General features: G+C 38.1%; 12 protein-coding genes and 1 pseudogene. 12 read left to right on the forward strand and 1 reads right to left on the reverse strand.

From position 1 onward, the window contains the following. Positions 1–18: 18 nt before the first annotated feature. From ystJ to WAK64_RS00210, 8 genes and pseudogenes are all read left to right on the forward strand, one after another. Entirely contained in the window at positions 19–1,257 is a 1,239-nt protein-coding gene (gene ystJ / locus WAK64_RS00175) for an NADP-dependent malic enzyme (RefSeq protein WP_336584902.1), read from the forward strand. 4 nt (positions 1,258–1,261) lie between these two features. Beyond that, positions 1,262–1,891: a FadR/GntR family transcriptional regulator gene (locus WAK64_RS00180; RefSeq protein WP_336584903.1), complete on the forward strand. Its 630-nt coding sequence runs from the start codon at positions 1,262–1,264 to the stop codon at positions 1,889–1,891. Between the two features lie 130 nt (positions 1,892–2,021). After that, the gene (accD, locus tag WAK64_RS00185) at positions 2,022–2,900 is read left to right on the forward strand and encodes an acetyl-CoA carboxylase, carboxyltransferase subunit beta (RefSeq protein WP_336584904.1); all 879 of its coding nucleotides are present in this window, start codon (positions 2,022–2,024) and stop codon (positions 2,898–2,900) included. Further along, the gene (gene accA / locus WAK64_RS00190) at positions 2,885–3,862 is read left to right on the forward strand and encodes an acetyl-CoA carboxylase carboxyl transferase subunit alpha (RefSeq protein WP_336584905.1); all 978 of its coding nucleotides are present in this window, start codon (positions 2,885–2,887) and stop codon (positions 3,860–3,862) included. Before accD ends, accA begins: the two co-directional genes overlap by 16 nt. 317 nt (positions 3,863–4,179) lie before the next feature. Then, positions 4,180–5,139: a 6-phosphofructokinase gene (gene pfkA / locus WAK64_RS00195; RefSeq protein WP_336584906.1), complete on the forward strand. Its 960-nt coding sequence runs from the start codon at positions 4,180–4,182 to the stop codon at positions 5,137–5,139. A 31-nt stretch (positions 5,140–5,170) separates the two neighbouring features. Then, positions 5,171–6,931: a pyruvate kinase gene (pyk, locus tag WAK64_RS00200; protein ID WP_336585275.1), complete on the forward strand. Its 1,761-nt coding sequence runs from the start codon at positions 5,171–5,173 to the stop codon at positions 6,929–6,931. 588 nt (positions 6,932–7,519) lie between these two features. After that, positions 7,520–8,254 (forward strand): annotated as a pseudogene (gene ltrA / locus WAK64_RS00205) (group II intron reverse transcriptase/maturase); the annotation flags it as partial. A gap of 142 nt (positions 8,255–8,396) precedes the next feature. After that, on the forward strand, positions 8,397–8,783 hold the full coding sequence (locus tag WAK64_RS00210) for an FxsA family protein (RefSeq protein ID WP_336585276.1): 387 nt from the start codon (positions 8,397–8,399) through the stop codon (positions 8,781–8,783). Between the two features lie 147 nt (positions 8,784–8,930). Here the strand turns inward: WAK64_RS00210 and ytvI are convergent, their stop codons facing one another. Then, positions 8,931–10,052 carry a sporulation integral membrane protein YtvI gene (gene ytvI / locus WAK64_RS00215; protein ID WP_336584907.1) on the reverse strand — a complete coding sequence of 374 codons (1,122 nt, stop codon included), beginning with the start codon at positions 10,050–10,052 and terminating at the stop codon, positions 8,931–8,933. A gap of 593 nt (positions 10,053–10,645) precedes the next feature. Between ytvI and citZ the strand changes: the two genes are divergently transcribed. The 4 genes from citZ to WAK64_RS00235 all read left to right on the forward strand — a co-directional run bounded on the left by citZ (position 10,646) and on the right by WAK64_RS00235 (position 15,052). Continuing rightward, positions 10,646–11,764, forward strand: a complete 1,119-nt coding sequence (gene citZ, locus WAK64_RS00220) for a citrate synthase (RefSeq protein ID WP_336584908.1) — start codon at positions 10,646–10,648, stop codon at positions 11,762–11,764. A 210-nt stretch (positions 11,765–11,974) separates the two neighbouring features. Then, positions 11,975–13,243 (forward strand): NADP-dependent isocitrate dehydrogenase, encoded by a 1,269-nt coding sequence (gene icd / locus WAK64_RS00225; protein WP_336584909.1) that lies wholly within the window; start codon positions 11,975–11,977, stop codon positions 13,241–13,243. Positions 13,244–13,312: 69 nt separating this feature from the next. Beyond that, entirely contained in the window at positions 13,313–14,251 is a 939-nt protein-coding gene (mdh, locus tag WAK64_RS00230) for a malate dehydrogenase (protein ID WP_336584910.1), read from the forward strand. 324 nt (positions 14,252–14,575) lie between these two features. Beyond that, positions 14,576–15,052, forward strand: a complete 477-nt coding sequence (locus tag WAK64_RS00235; protein WP_336584911.1) for a MaoC/PaaZ C-terminal domain-containing protein — start codon at positions 14,576–14,578, stop codon at positions 15,050–15,052. Positions 15,053–15,096: the final 44 nt, after the last annotated feature.

The raw sequence follows: 15,096 nt of genomic DNA on the forward strand, positions 1-15,096 counted from the left end.
ATTAAAGGAGTGAACGTTTTGTCATTAAGAGAAGAAGCGCTGCATATGCACAGAGTGAACCAAGGAAAACTTGAATCCAAGTCAAAAGTGGAAGTGAAAAATGCAAAGGATTTAAGTTTAGCATACTCACCCGGTGTAGCAGAGCCATGTAAAGTAATATATGATAAGCCAGAAACAGTATATGAATATACTATGAAAGGTAATATGGTTGCCGTTGTTTCAGATGGAACTGCTGTTTTAGGCCTTGGGAATATTGGACCGGCAGCTGCCCTTCCCGTAATGGAAGGAAAAGCCGTTTTATTTAAAAGCTTTGCAGGCGTTGACGCTTTTCCGATTTGTTTAAACACAACAGATGTAGACAAAATTATTGATACAGTGAAATTAATGGAGCCAAACTTTGGTGGCGTCAATTTGGAAGACATTGCTGCTCCAAATTGCTTTGTGATTGAGGAGCGTTTAAAAAAGGAAACAAACATTCCAATATTTCATGATGATCAACACGGAACAGCGATTGTGACAGTAGCAGGTCTTATGAATGCATTAAAACTAGTTGACAAGAAAATGTCTGAAATTAAAGTGGTTGCTAATGGAGCAGGTGCGGCTGGAATAGCGATTATTAAATTGCTTTACGCATATGGTGTCAGAGATATTGTAATGTGCGACTCTAAAGGAGCTATTTATGCAGGCAGACCAAATGGAATGAATTCAATTAAAGAAGAGGTAGCCAGGTTTACGAACCGAGAAAAACAAGCGGGGTCGTTATCAGATGTTATTAAAGAGGCGGATGTCTTTATTGGAGTATCTGTAGCAGGAGCTTTAACAAAAGAAATGGTTCAAAGTATGAACCGGGATTCAATTATTTTTGCAATGGCTAACCCTGTTCCAGAGATTATGCCTGCAGAGGCAATGGAAGCCGGTGCGAAAGTGGTAGGAACAGGTCGCTCTGATTTTGCGAACCAAGTAAATAATGTGCTTGCATTCCCAGGAATTTTTAGGGGAGCTTTAGACGTGAGAGCTACTCATATTAATGAAAAAATGAAGCAAGCGGCGGTGGAAGCAATTGCCAACCTTATTACAGCAGAAGAGCTGACCAGTGAATACGTTATTCCTGCTCCATTTGATGCGAGAGTAGCCCCTGCAGTTGCAGCAGCGGTTGCAAAAGCAGCAATGGAAACGGGAGTAGCTCGAATGAAAGTAAACCCTGAGGATGTATATAATCGAACAAAGAGCTTAGCGGTTATTGGCAAAGTGGAGTAGTATTTTGACTAATAAAGTATATTTAAGTATCGTAAGGAAAATAAGGGAAATCATTGCTGAAGAGGGTTATAAACCTGGCGATAAACTACCTTCAGAAAGAGTTCTCACTGAGCGTCTTCAAGTTGGACGTTCGTCTGTAAGAGAGGCTTTACGAGCGTTAGAACTATTAGGTTTAATTGAAACGAGAAGAGGCGAAGGAACATTCTTAAGAGACTTTCGAGATCATCAATTAGTAGAGTTACTAGGAATGTTTATTTTACAAAATACGCAAGCTCAAAGGGATGTTCAACAAACCAAAGTTTTTTTAGAACAAGAGTGCATACGTTCATTCTGTACTAATGTGGACCATGCTTCAGTTTGTGATAAGCTAAGGAATTTGCAATCTGCTCTAAATCAGGATGAAATAGATGGTTATCAAGTAATGCAACAGCTATTTGCGATACATCCCAATCGTCTAATCTGTAAAATATGGACAATATTACATGATTTTGCTGTGAACGATAAGGGGAATAAAGAAAAGCTGGAAAAGCTAGAGAAGGCTAAATGGATAACGATACTACAAGCCTTAATTGATGAAGATGTTACTCTTGCAGTAAAAACTTTTAATTCAATAAAAATGTCGATAACTTCATGACAAATTATAACATCTTTTTTACTCTGTTTCCGTTACATTGGTGAACAAGCCTAAATTAATAGTAGTTTGACGAGAAACTAATCAAGTATAAAATGAAGGTTCGATATTACTGGACAAGGAGGATTTCATAGTGCTAAAGGAGATATTTGCTAAAGGCAAAAAAAAGAAATATGCAACCATTCCTTCGGAAGCGTCTAAACAAGATGTCCCTGAAGGAATTATGACGAAATGTCCTAAGTGTCGGAAGATAATGTATACAAAGGAATTACAAAAAAATAGCAAAGTTTGTTTACATTGCCAGTACCATCATCCAATGAGTAGTGATGAAAGAATCAAAAGCTTTATAGATGAGGGTTCATTTCATTCACTAGACAATGAATTAATATCTGAAAACCCTTTACAGTTTCCAGATTATATAGAAAAGCTTGAAAAAGATCGAGAAAAAACAAAAATTAATGAAGCGGTTGTAACGGGATTTGGTAAAGTGAATGGGTATGAGGTTGTCGTAGCAATTATGGATTCCCGCTTTAGAATGGGAAGCATGGGTTCTGTAGTTGGAGAAAAAATTACTAGAGCGATTGAAGAAGCTAGTCAGCGCAATTGTCCGTTTATTATTTTTACAGCTAGTGGTGGAGCCCGTATGCAAGAAGGGGTTCTTTCATTGATGCAAATGGCTAAAACCAGTGCAGCCCTGAAACAATTTAGTGATAAGGGTGGATTGTATATTTCAATTATGACACACCCAACAACGGGCGGTGTATCTGCTAGTTTTGCCTCACTCGGTGATTATAACTTTGCCGAACCAGGTGCTTTAATAGGGTTTGCGGGTAGACGAATTATTGAACAAACGATCCGTGAAGAACTTCCAGAGGACTTTCAAACAGCTGAGTTTTTATTAGAACACGGTCAACTTGATGATGTGATTTCAAGACTAGAGCTGAAGGAAAAGATGACTACTTTATTAGATATTCATTGTTCAGGGAGGGATGAAAGTTGGCAAATGAATTAGAATTTGAAAAACCCGTCTTGGAACTAAGAAAGAAAATACAAGAGCTAAAAGAATTTACTAATCAGTCAGATGTCGATTTTACGACTGAAATTGAAAAGCTTGAAGCTAGATTGAAAAATCTAGAAAGTGAAGTATATTCGAATATGAAACCGTGGGAACGAGTTCAAGTTGCACGTCATCCAAACCGCCCCACAACTCTAGATTATATTAAACAATTATTTAGTGACTTTTTAGAGATGCATGGAGACCGCTATTATGGGGATGATGAAGCAATTGTAGGTGGGATAGCCAAATTTAATGGTTTACCTGTAACGGTAATAGGGCATCAGCGTGGGAAAGATACGAAGGAAAATATCCGTCGTAATTTTGGGTGTCCACATCCTGAAGGTTATCGCAAGGCGTTAAGGCTAATGAAGCAAGCTGAGAAATTCGGACGTCCGATCGTATGCTTTATTGATACGAAAGGAGCATACCCAGGAAAAGCTGCTGAAGAAAGAGGACAGAGTGAAGCGATTGCTCGAAATCTATTTGAGATGGCAGGGTTAACAGTCCCAATTGTATGTATTGTAATTGGCGAAGGTGGAAGCGGGGGCGCCCTAGCTCTTGGACTAGGTGATCGAATCCACATGTTGGAGAATTCGACTTATTCCGTTATCTCACCTGAAGGGGCTGCTGCTCTTCTATGGAAGGATGCTTCCCAAGCAAAGCGAGCGGCTGAAACGATGAAAATTACAGCTCCAGACTTAAAAGAACTAGGTGTCATTGATGAGATTATTTCTGAAGTGCAAGGTGGAGCACATAAAAATGTTGAAGAACAAGCAGGGTATATTAAAGACATTTTAGAAAAATCTTTAAAGGAATTATTGCCATTGGATTCACTGAACTTAATTCAACAAAGATATGATAAATATAAAGCAATTGGTGAATTTACTGTTTTAAATGATTTGTCTAGGGTAAACTGAAAACGTGCATGAATGGCACGTTTTTTTACTGTTTAAATAGTGTAAATTAGAGAAGGAAAACGGATATTACCTAATTTTGTCTATATAAAACGCTTTCATTTAACGAACTATTTCGTCTTTTTAATTTAGACACGCTCATGTATTGAGAACGTTGAGTCTTCATGTTATTTTAGAAATAAATAATACTTAATTTGACCATAATATTATTGTAATAGTCATTATCATTAATTAATAAGTTTGCATTTCGTTTATTTTGTGAAAACGGTAACATGGTCATTTTCAAGCTACATATTAAGATCTAGTTGAGGTGAGTTCCTTTGAAGAAAATTGGTGTATTAACAAGTGGAGGAGATGCTCCGGGTATGAATGCCGCGGTGCGAGCGGTTGTACGTAAAGCCATTTATCACAATTTGGAAGTTTATGGGGTATATCAAGGGTACAATGGATTAATACAAGGAAACATAAAAAAATTAGAGCTTGGCTCTGTAGGCGATATAATTCATCGAGGTGGAACAACTCTTTATACAGCTCGTTGTGAGGAATTTAAAACAAAAGAAGGTCAACAAAAGGGAATAGAGCAGTTAAAAGCGCTAGGAATTGAAGGACTAGTAGTAATTGGCGGCGATGGTTCTTATAGAGGAGCAAAAGCATTAACTGAACAAGGATATCCATGTGTTGGCGTTCCAGGAACGATTGATAACGATATTCCAGGAACAGAGCTTACAATTGGGTTTGATACGGCATTGAATACTGTGATTGATGCTGTAGACAAAATTCGTGATACTGCTACTTCGCATGAAAGAACATTTATCATTGAAGTCATGGGCCGAAATGCAGGAGATATAGCGCTATGGTCAGGGTTAGCAGGCGGTGCAGAAACGATTTTAATTCCTGAAGATCCATTTGATATGGATGATATTTGCGAGCGTCTAAGGAAAGGTCAGCAACGTGGTAAAAAGCATAGTATTATTATCGTTGCAGAAGGAGTCATGTCAGGTAATGAGTTAGCAGCTAGACTAAAGGAAGAGTCTAATTTAGAAACACGAGTTTCTGTGTTAGGTCATATTCAGCGTGGAGGAAGTCCTACTGCAGCTGACCGGGTTCTAGCAAGCCGATTAGGCTCAAGAGCGGTAGAGCTTTTAATGGAGAATATCGGTGGTAGAGCAGTTGGAATTGAGAAAAATGAATTAGTGGATTATGACATTATCGAAGCTCTTGCTAAACCACACGCAGTTGATTTGAAGATGTGTCAATTATCAAAAGAACTGTCTATTTAAGCCAGTTTTGATCTATTTTGGAGGGAAAATGATGAGAAAAACAAAAATCGTTTGTACGATTGGTCCAGCTAGTGAGAGTGTAGAAATGTTAACGAAATTAGTCAATGCAGGTTTAAATGTAACTCGTTTAAACTTTTCGCATGGTGATTTTGAAGAGCATGGAGCGCGTATTAAAAACATTCGTGAAGTATCAGAGACTACAGGGAAGACGATCGGAATTCTTTTGGATACGAAAGGTCCAGAAATTCGCACACATACGATGGAAGACGGAGCGATTGAGCTAGTAGCAGGGAATGAGATTATCCTCTCAATGAGTGAAGTGATTGGTACGACTGAAAAGTTCTCCATTACGTATGAAGGGTTAATTGAAGATGTAAGTGTTGGTTCAAAAATTTTGTTAGATGATGGATTAATTGGATTAGAAGTAATAGAGATTAACAAAGCTGCTAAAGAAATTCGTACGATGATTTTAAACAGTGGAACACTGAAAAATAAAAAAGGTGTTAATGTCCCTGGTGTTTCTGTGAAACTTCCTGGAATCACAGATAAGGATGCAAGTGATATTCGTTTCGGTATTGAACAAGGTGTTGATTATATCGCCGCTTCGTTTGTGCGTAGAGCTTCAGACGTATTAGAGATTCGTCAACTATTAGAAGAAAATAATGCTCCACATATTCAAATCATCCCGAAAATCGAAAACCAAGAAGGTGTCGATAATATTGATGAAATCTTGGAAGTATCTGATGGTTTAATGGTTGCTCGTGGTGATTTAGGGGTTGAAATTCCGGCAGAAGAAGTTCCATTAGTACAAAAAAACCTTATTAGAAAATGTAATAATTTAGGGAAACCAGTTATTACGGCGACACAGATGTTAGATTCTATGCAAAGAAATCCACGCCCAACAAGAGCAGAGGCTAGTGATGTAGCAAATGCCATCTTTGATGGAACAGATGCAATCATGCTTTCAGGTGAAACGGCTGCAGGTAGTTATCCAGAAGAGGCCGTACAAACGATGCATAACATTGCTTCTCGTGCTGAACAAGTATTAGATTGTAATGCCATCCTTTCGAACCTTGGAAAACACTCTGGTCACAATATGACAGATGCTATAGGTCAATCCGTTGCCCATACAGCGATAAATTTAGATGTGAATGCCATCATTGCACCAACGGAAAGTGGTCACACTGCTAAAATGATTTCTAAATACCGCCCTAAAGCACCGATTGTTGCGGTGACGGGTGATGCGGCAGTATCCAGACGTTTAGCACTTGTTTGGGGAGTAAATCCAATTGTGGGTTCAACCGTTACGACAACAGATGAGATGCTTGATATGGCTGTGGGTACTTCTTTAAAGCATAATATGGTGAAGCAAGGAGATCTTGTTGTGATAACAGCAGGAGTTCCAGTAGGTGAAGCTGGTACGACAAACTTGATGAAAATTCATGTTGTAGGTGATGTGCTTGCAAAAGGACAAGGCATTGGTCGCAAATCAGCATATGGAAAAGCAGTCATTGCCAAAAATGCTACTGAGGCATTAAATAAAATTGAAGAGGGCTCTGTCCTTGTAACAGTAGGTTCTGATAAAGAAATGGTACCTGCTATTGAAAAATGTGCGGCTCTAATTACAGAAGAAGGCGGATTAACAAGCCATGCTGCTGTAGTCGGTATTTCGCTTGGCAAACCGGTTATAGTAGGAGTAGAGAATGCTACATCACTGCTTCAAGATGGACAAGAACTTACAATTGATGCTACACGTGGTGTTATATATAACGGTCACGCTTCCGTCCTATAATGTTCAAAAGACTGCGGTTTATTCCGCAGTCTTTTTTTGAGTGTGCCCGGCATGGGTGTAATCTTTAGGGTGAAAGTCCCGAACCGTGAAGGCAGAAGTAACGGTTAGCTTAACGCAAGGGTGTCTGTGGTGACGCGGAATCTGAAGGAAGCGAGCGGCAAACTTCCGGTCTGAGGAACACGAACTTCATACAAGGCTAGGTATCATTGGATGAGTTTGCTCAACAAAACAAAGTCCTTTCTGTCAAAGGTGATACTTAGTAAATGAAGCAGATAGGTGGAAGGAAAGATTATACCCTTACCCGGGGAGGTCTGATGAATACGTGAAGTACACTTCATAACCTACTTAGTGATAAGTAGCTGAATCATCAGAAGTCAGCAGAGGTCATAGTACGAATCGGGCTAGAACGGTTCGGAAGGACTGAACAATTAAGAGAGAATAGCCCCTGGCATGCAGTATGTCATGATGAACACAGAAAACGCAATACCTCACTTGAGGAAGGAAACGGTGAATCCCGCGGGGTACCTCTTGGAGGGTGGAGTGACAACTGTTATAGAAGAACAGCTATTCACGGAAGGAAGATTAACGATGCTTATGAATCAAATCCTATCACGGGAGAATATGCTTCTAGCACTAAAACGAGTAGAACAGAATAAAGGAAGTCATGGAGTAGATATGATGCCCGTACAAATCCTACGAAAGCAAATAGTCGAAAACTGGCATTCCATTCGAGAGGCAATTTTCAAAGGTACCTATGAGCCAATGGCTGTCCGAAGAGTCGAAATCCCGAAGCCTGATGGCGGTATTCGATTATTGGGTATTCCAACTGTGACAGATCGTTTGATTCAACAAGCAATTGCCCAAGTTATATCGAAGATATATGACCCATTGTTCTCCGAACATAGTTATGGTTTTCGACCTTATCGAAGTGCACATGACGCAGTAAAGAAAGCAAAAGGATATATCAAAGAAGGATATAGATGGGTCGTAGACATGGACTTAGAGAAGTTCTTTGACAAGGTAAACCACGATAAGCTTATGAGCACATTAGCGAAAAGAATCAACGATAAACCACTTCTAACACTCATCCGAAAATATCTACAAGCTGGTGTCATGATAAATGGCGTAGTTTCGAGTACAGAACAAGGAACACCACAGGGTGGTCCTCTCAGTCCACTTCTATCAAACATTGTGCTAGATGAACTAGATAAGGTGTTAGAAGCTAGAGGACACAAATTCGTTCGTTACGCAGATGACAGTAATATCTATGTGAAATCGAAACGGGCGGGAAGCCGAACAATGGCAAGTATTCGACGGTTCATAATTGAACCGCCATATACCGAACGGTACGTATTGGTGGTGTGAGAGGACGGGAGGTAATCACTCCCTCCTACTCGATTAATAGAGGATAGCTGGTTGATATGCTATACTAGGCTAAACAGCTGGTAAGGGGGGCACGAGAATGATGCGCTATTTAATGTTATTTTTAATAATTGTACCTGCGTTAGAAATTGGTTTGCTCATTTATTCTGGACAAGCATTAGGAGCACCCACAACCATTTTATTAATTATTGCGACAGGAGTTATCGGTGCTTATCTTGCGAAAAAACAAGGAATACAAACAGTAAAAAATGCTCAAAATCAACTTCAATACGGACAGGCACCGGGAGATGCGATTGTAGATGGTTTATGTATTTTAGTTGGTGGTGTTGTCTTGTTAACACCGGGATTCATTACAGATGCGATTGGATTTTTTCTATTGATCCCTGTAACAAGAAAGCTGATCAAACCATTCATACTGAAATTATTTAAGCGCTGGATAAACAATCGTAACGTAATTATCCATAGGTAAACACGTACCATTTTGAAATATACGATGGTGGTATTAAGTAATGGGGGTGGTGATACTCCATTTACTTAATACTTTTTTTATTTTGTCATTTAAAGAATTCACTTAGTAAGACAGCTGCTAGCTATTTTTATACACTTATAAATTTGTTTAGGATGGGGGCGTATTTCCTTTAATATAAATCCAGACATCATGAAACACTCCAGCCTTTCTTAAGGCGGTAATCATGACAAGTGTTATAGGACCAATGATCAAGCCTAAAAAGCCGATTAATTTAAAGCCTACAAATAAAGAGAGTAAGGTAGCTAATGGATCTAGTCCGATAGATGATGAAAGAACTTTAGGTTCCATAATTTGTCTTTGTATGGCGACAATCATATATAAAATAGCGAGCCCGATTCCAAGCTTAATATCTCCACTTAATAGTTCATAAAGCATCCATGGTATTAAAACAGCTGCTGTCCCAAGGTAAGGTAATAAATCAACTAATCCAATTAGAAGGGCAATAGTAATGGAATATTTGACACGTAAAATGAGCAAACCAATAAAGATTACGACCATTGTGAGAGAAATGAGCGTTAGCTGCGCTTTGAAAAAGCCAAAAAGTGCTTTCTTTAAATCAATATAAACGGTTCTTCCGCTTGATTTTGCTTTCTTTGGAACGTGTTTAGCAATTAATGCAGTGAGTCTATACCAGTCTTTACTAATAAAAAAGGTAGCTAGTATAGTAAAAATAATCGCGGTTGCAGTGTTTGGAATCCAAGTGATGAGGTTTGGCAGTAGTTGAAAGAAATTTTGAAGAAACTCCCCTGCATTACTCGCAATTTCTTCGCCAGCTGCTTGGATGTTAGCAATAATCGTTTCTTGTTGAACAGATTCTAAATTATTAAAGATTGATGCAAGGTGTTCATATATTGGTATAACATATGCAGTAATCGAGTTTTCTGCAAATTGTATAAATGTTTCAATATGGTCAGGTAATACGTTTGAAAGGTATTCAGCCCCTTCTACTATTTCAGCAATAAGCAAAGTGATTACTCCAACGAAGAGAGCGAATAGTAATAGAATAGAAATAAATACGGCAAAGGGTCTTGGAATCCTTGCTTTATCTTCTAGAATATTAACAAGAGGATTTATTAAAAAGGCAAGAAGAATGGCAAAAATAAATGGATACGTTAAGGTCGATACATAAAAAGCTGTAATAAAAAAGAGAATGACAGACAAAATAACAACTAAAAATCGCAAAAACCGATGGAAATATACAATATTCAACTAAGCTACCCCCTCATTAATAGGCTAGTCCATGGTAAATATAATTTTCTTCTAAACTTTCATTCAAAACAATCCGCAATTTTCTCTATTTATAGGCAGCTAGAGTGGTCAAGCTATCTATAAAGTTCAAGCATATTAGAAGTCAGTTTTCTTGTATTTTACCTTTTTATAACAAAAAAAGAAATTCGTTTTTTCCAATAAAGCATTTATGTTGACGACAGGAGATAGGCTGATGAACAAAAAAAGGTGAAAAATAGGGGGAAGAGATTAAAATCTATTTATTATATGATGTACTCCGTTCAAATTATGATATATAGTAGACTATTATTTTGATTTGGCAATGCTTTTTTAGAAAAATATTTGTCTAAATTGAGGTGTTTCCATTCACAAAAGTCAGATAATTGTTTATAATAGGAAATGTAAGCGCATCCTAAAAGGACGTGTTTAAGTAACCTTTTTGAAAAGGAGTCGAGCGTTCGCTCGATTCAGTGTCTTTCTATTGGAAGTGGGTATTATAAATAGACAAGCCGAAGGGCATAATTGCTCAAATATAACTGAGTAAAAGGATTTTTTTAGGTAAAGGAGAGATATATATGACAACAACACGTGGATTAGAAGGAATTGTTGCAACGACTTCTTCTATCAGCTCTATTATTGACGACACACTTACATATGTAGGGTATAACATTGATGATCTTACAAATTATGCATCTTTTGAGGAGGTAATCTATTTACTTTGGCATTTAAGACTACCTAATCAAGCTGAGTTGGAAGAATTCAGAAATCAACTAGCAGATGAGTATGAATTGCCGACACAAGTTTTAGAACATTTTAAAACATACCCAATTGATTCGGTGCACCCAATGGGAGCTCTTCGAACAGCTGTTTCTCTACTAGGATTGTTTGATGATGAGGCAGATGTGATGGACGATGAGGCGAATTATCGTAAGGCTATTCGTTTACAAGCAAAAATGCCAGCATTAGTGACAGCGTTTGCGCGAATTAGAAATGGACAAGACCCGGTTTCACCAAGAAAAGACCTTAGCTTCGCTGCAAATTTCTTGTACATGTTAACAGGAGAAGAGCCTAAAGATATTCAAGTAGAAGCGTTTAATAAAGCATTAGTTCTTCACGCTGACCATGAATTAAATGCATCTACTTTCACGGGTCGTGTATGTGTAGCAACGCTTTCAGATGTTTATTCGGGTGTAACTGCTGCGATTGGTGCCTTGAAAGGGCCACTACATGGTGGGGCAAACGAACAAGTAATGAAAATGTTAACAGACATTGATTCGGTTGAGAATGTAGACCAAATTATACATGAAAAGCTAGATCGTAAAGAAAAAATTATGGGATTTGGCCACCGTGTATATCGTGAAGGTGATCCTCGAGCAAAGCATCTTCGGGAAATGTCAAAGAAATTAACGGAACTAAGTGGAGAGACAAAGTGGTATGAAATGTCAATGAAGATTGAAGAGATTGTGACATCGGAGAAGAACCTACCACCAAATGTTGATTTCTATTCAGCGTCCGTATACCATAGTTTAAACATTGATCATGATCTATTTACACCGATCTTTGCGGTAAGTCGAGTATCAGGGTGGTTAGCTCACATCCTTGAGCAATACTCTAATAATCGCCTGATTCGTCCTCGTGCGGAATATACAGGTCCAGGAAAGCAACAATTTATCCCGATTGATCAAAGAGGGTAAGTTATATTTTACAAATGGTGAAAAAATTGGTGTAATGTAAAGGATGAATGCTAAAAGGTTAGAGGGAACTCTTCTAGCCTTTATCATTTGCTATAACGAAGAGCAGTTGAATCAGGATGTCACTTAAATTTTTATAAGAGAATGCTTCGACTGTATAGAGTTAGAAGGATCTACTTCTAACTTTTTATAATGAACTTGGAGGGAAAGTGTATGACACAAGGTGAAAAAATTACTGTAGAAAATGGAGTACTTAATGTACCAAATAACCCAATTGTTCCATTCATTGAAGGAGACGGAACGGGACCAGATATTTGGGCTGCAGCATCACGTGTTCTAGACGCGGCTGTTGAAAAAGCGTATAAAGGTAAGCGTAAAATTGAGTGGAAAGAAGTTTATGCAGGAGAAAAAGCGTTTAATAAAACAGGAGAATGGCTACCTTCAGAAACACTTGATGCCATCCGTGAGTATTTTATTGCTATTAAAGGACCATTAACGACGCCTATTGGTGGAGGAATTCGTTCACTAAATGTTGCATTACGTCAAGAATTAGACCTCTTCGTGTGTCTACGTCCAGTAAGGTATTTCGATGGAGTACCTTCACCAGTAAGACGTCCTGAAGATACAGATATGGTTATTTTCCGTGAAAACACAGAAGATATCTATGCTGGTATTGAGTATGCGAAGGGATCAGATGAAGTGAAAAAGCTTATTCATTTCCTTCAAACGGAAATGGGAGCTAATAAAATTCGTTTCCCAGAAACTTCTGGTATCGGTATTAAGCCTGTATCTGAAGAGGGAACAAGCAGATTAGTCCGTGCAGCGATTAACTATGCTATTAAAGAAGGCCGTAAATCAGTAACGCTAGTTCATAAAGGAAATATTATGAAGTTCACAGAAGGAGCTTTCAAAAACTGGGGCTATGAGCTTGCTGAAAAAGAGTTCGGAGACAAGGTCTTTACATGGGCTCAATATGACAAAATCAAAGAAGAACAAGGAGTAGACGCTGCAAATAAAGCTCAAACAGAAGCAGAAGCAGCTGGGAAAATCATTGTGAAGGATGCTATTGCAGATATCTTCCTACAACAAATCTTAACCCGTCCGAAAGAATTTGATGTAGTTGCGACGATGAACTTAAACGGTGATTATATTTCTGATGCTCTTGCTGCTCAAGTAGGTGGAATCGGTATTGCTCCTGGAGCAAACATCAATTATGAAACGGGCCACGCAATTTTTGAAGCAACTCATGGTACAGCTCCTAAATACGCAGGCCTAGATAAAGTAAATCCTTCTTCCGTCATCCTTTCCGGTGTACTACTTCTTGAACACCTTGGCTGGACAGAAGCAGCGAATTTAATTATGACCTCTATTGAAAAAACGATTGCTTCTAAAGTCGTGACATATGATTTTGCACGTTTAATGGATGGAGCAACAGAAGTAAAGGCATCTGAATTTGGTACAGCGTTAATCGATAATATGTAATAATTATGAGCTGTTCTGTGCTTGAATAGCCTGCAATAAATATTACTGGAAAATGAGGGGGAAGGACTTATGTCAATCAAACGCAAAAAGGTTTCTGTAATTGGTGGAGGTTTCACTGGAGCTACAACTGCTTTCTTACTAGGGCAGAAGGAACTAGGAGATGTTGTCTTAGTTGATATTCCACAAATGGAGAACCCAACAAAGGGTAAAGCTTTAGATATGTTAGAAGCTAGTCCAGTACAAGGTTTCGATGCTAATATTATTGGTACTTCTAACTATGAAGATACGAAGGACTCTGATATTGTTGTCATTACGGCAGGTATTGCTCGTAAACCAGGTATGAGCCGAGATGATCTTGTACAAACGAATCAAAAGATTATGCGCTCTGTTACACAAGAGGTCGTTAAATATTCTCCAAATTGCTATATTATAGTATTAACGAACCCGGTTGATGCGATGACTTATACAGTATTCCAAGAGTCTGGCTTCCCGAAACACCGAGTGATTGGACAATCAGGTGTACTTGATACAGCCCGCTTCCGTACGTTTGTTGCACAAGAATTAAACCTTTCTGTGAAAGACGTTACTGGTTTTGTTCTAGGTGGACACGGTGATGATATGGTACCACTTGTACGTTACTCCTATGCAGGAGGAATTCCTTTAGAAAAACTTATTTCAGAAGATCGTCTAAATGCTATCGTCGAACGGACAAGAAAAGGCGGCGGAGAAATTGTAAGTTTACTTGGGAATGGAAGTGCATACTATGCACCAGCAGCGTCCCTAGTAGAAATGTGTGAAGCAATTTTAAAGGATCAACGTCGTGTAATTCCGACAATTGCCTACTTAGAGGGTGAATATGGATTCGAGGGAATTTACTTAGGAGTTCCAACTATTTTAGGTGGAAATGGCCTAGAGGAAATTATCGAATTAGAACTGACGGATGAAGAAAAAAGCGCCTTACAACGTTCGGCAGATTCTGTAAAAAATGTAATGGCAACATTAGCTTAATAAAAAGACAAAAACAAGCAGTTCAACCTAAAGGAAGGACTGCTTGTTTTCTACTCTAAAGGAAGCTAGCTTTTTAGAGTGAGAAGTAATGTTTAGTATTTATAAGTTCCAATAATTACTCGTTTGGTAAAGAACGAAATCTATACATTTTTTTGAATATTCAAGATTGTATAGAAGGTAGGCATTGCGTTCAACCTAAATTAGTAGGAATACATTTATTGTGATAGGGATGAAATAATGGTATAATAACGAAAAGTCAGATAATACTGATATTTCATTATTTTTATTTTGAAAACGTTTACATAATGTTAGGGGTGTGTTTATTTGTTATTGGGTAAAAAGCGAAAGCTAGGAAGAATGATTGGAGAAATAAGTGTAGGAGAAAAATTAACACTTACTGAGAAAATAGAAGATAAGGATTTACTTTTATATCTTGGGCTAACAAATGATGCTAATCCATTATATATTCAACATGATTATGCTTCTCAAACGCCGTTTAAAAAACCAATAGTTCCAACTGTCATGTTAAATGGAATCATTCACTCTGCAGTTTCAAAATACATGCCGGGACCTGGTGCTCACGTAATTGGTATGCAAGTCGACTATCCAAAGCCGGTTTATCATTATGATACAGTTCATTTTTTATTTACAATAATAGCTGTGGATACAGACACACATGTCATTACGATTAATGTTCAGGGATCGAATGAAGAAGGTGAGACAGTTGTAAAAGGGGATATACAAGTTTGTCCACCACATAAGAAACAAAAAATGGAAGGTCATACTTTAGAAAATTTTTAAGAATACTCATGTGAGTATTCTTTTCATTGTTTATAAAGAGAAGT

Origin of the sequence: Bacillus spongiae (assembly GCF_037120725.1) — a bacterium.
In the GTDB taxonomy this organism is placed as follows: Bacteria; Bacillota; Bacilli; order Bacillales; family Bacillaceae_K; genus Bacillus_CI; species Bacillus_CI spongiae.

Coding starts and splice junctions, on each gene's coding strand:
- pyk (WP_336585275.1), top strand. CDS start 5,171: ATGAGAAAAACAAAAATCGTTTGTACGATTGGTCCAGCTAGTGAGAGT.
- WAK64_RS00210 (WP_336585276.1), top strand. CDS start 8,397: ATGCGCTATTTAATGTTATTTTTAATAATTGTACCTGCGTTAGAAATT.
- citZ (WP_336584908.1), top strand. CDS start 10,646: ATGACAACAACACGTGGATTAGAAGGAATTGTTGCAACGACTTCTTCT.
- icd (WP_336584909.1), top strand. CDS start 11,975: ATGACACAAGGTGAAAAAATTACTGTAGAAAATGGAGTACTTAATGTA.
- mdh (WP_336584910.1), top strand. CDS start 13,313: ATGTCAATCAAACGCAAAAAGGTTTCTGTAATTGGTGGAGGTTTCACT.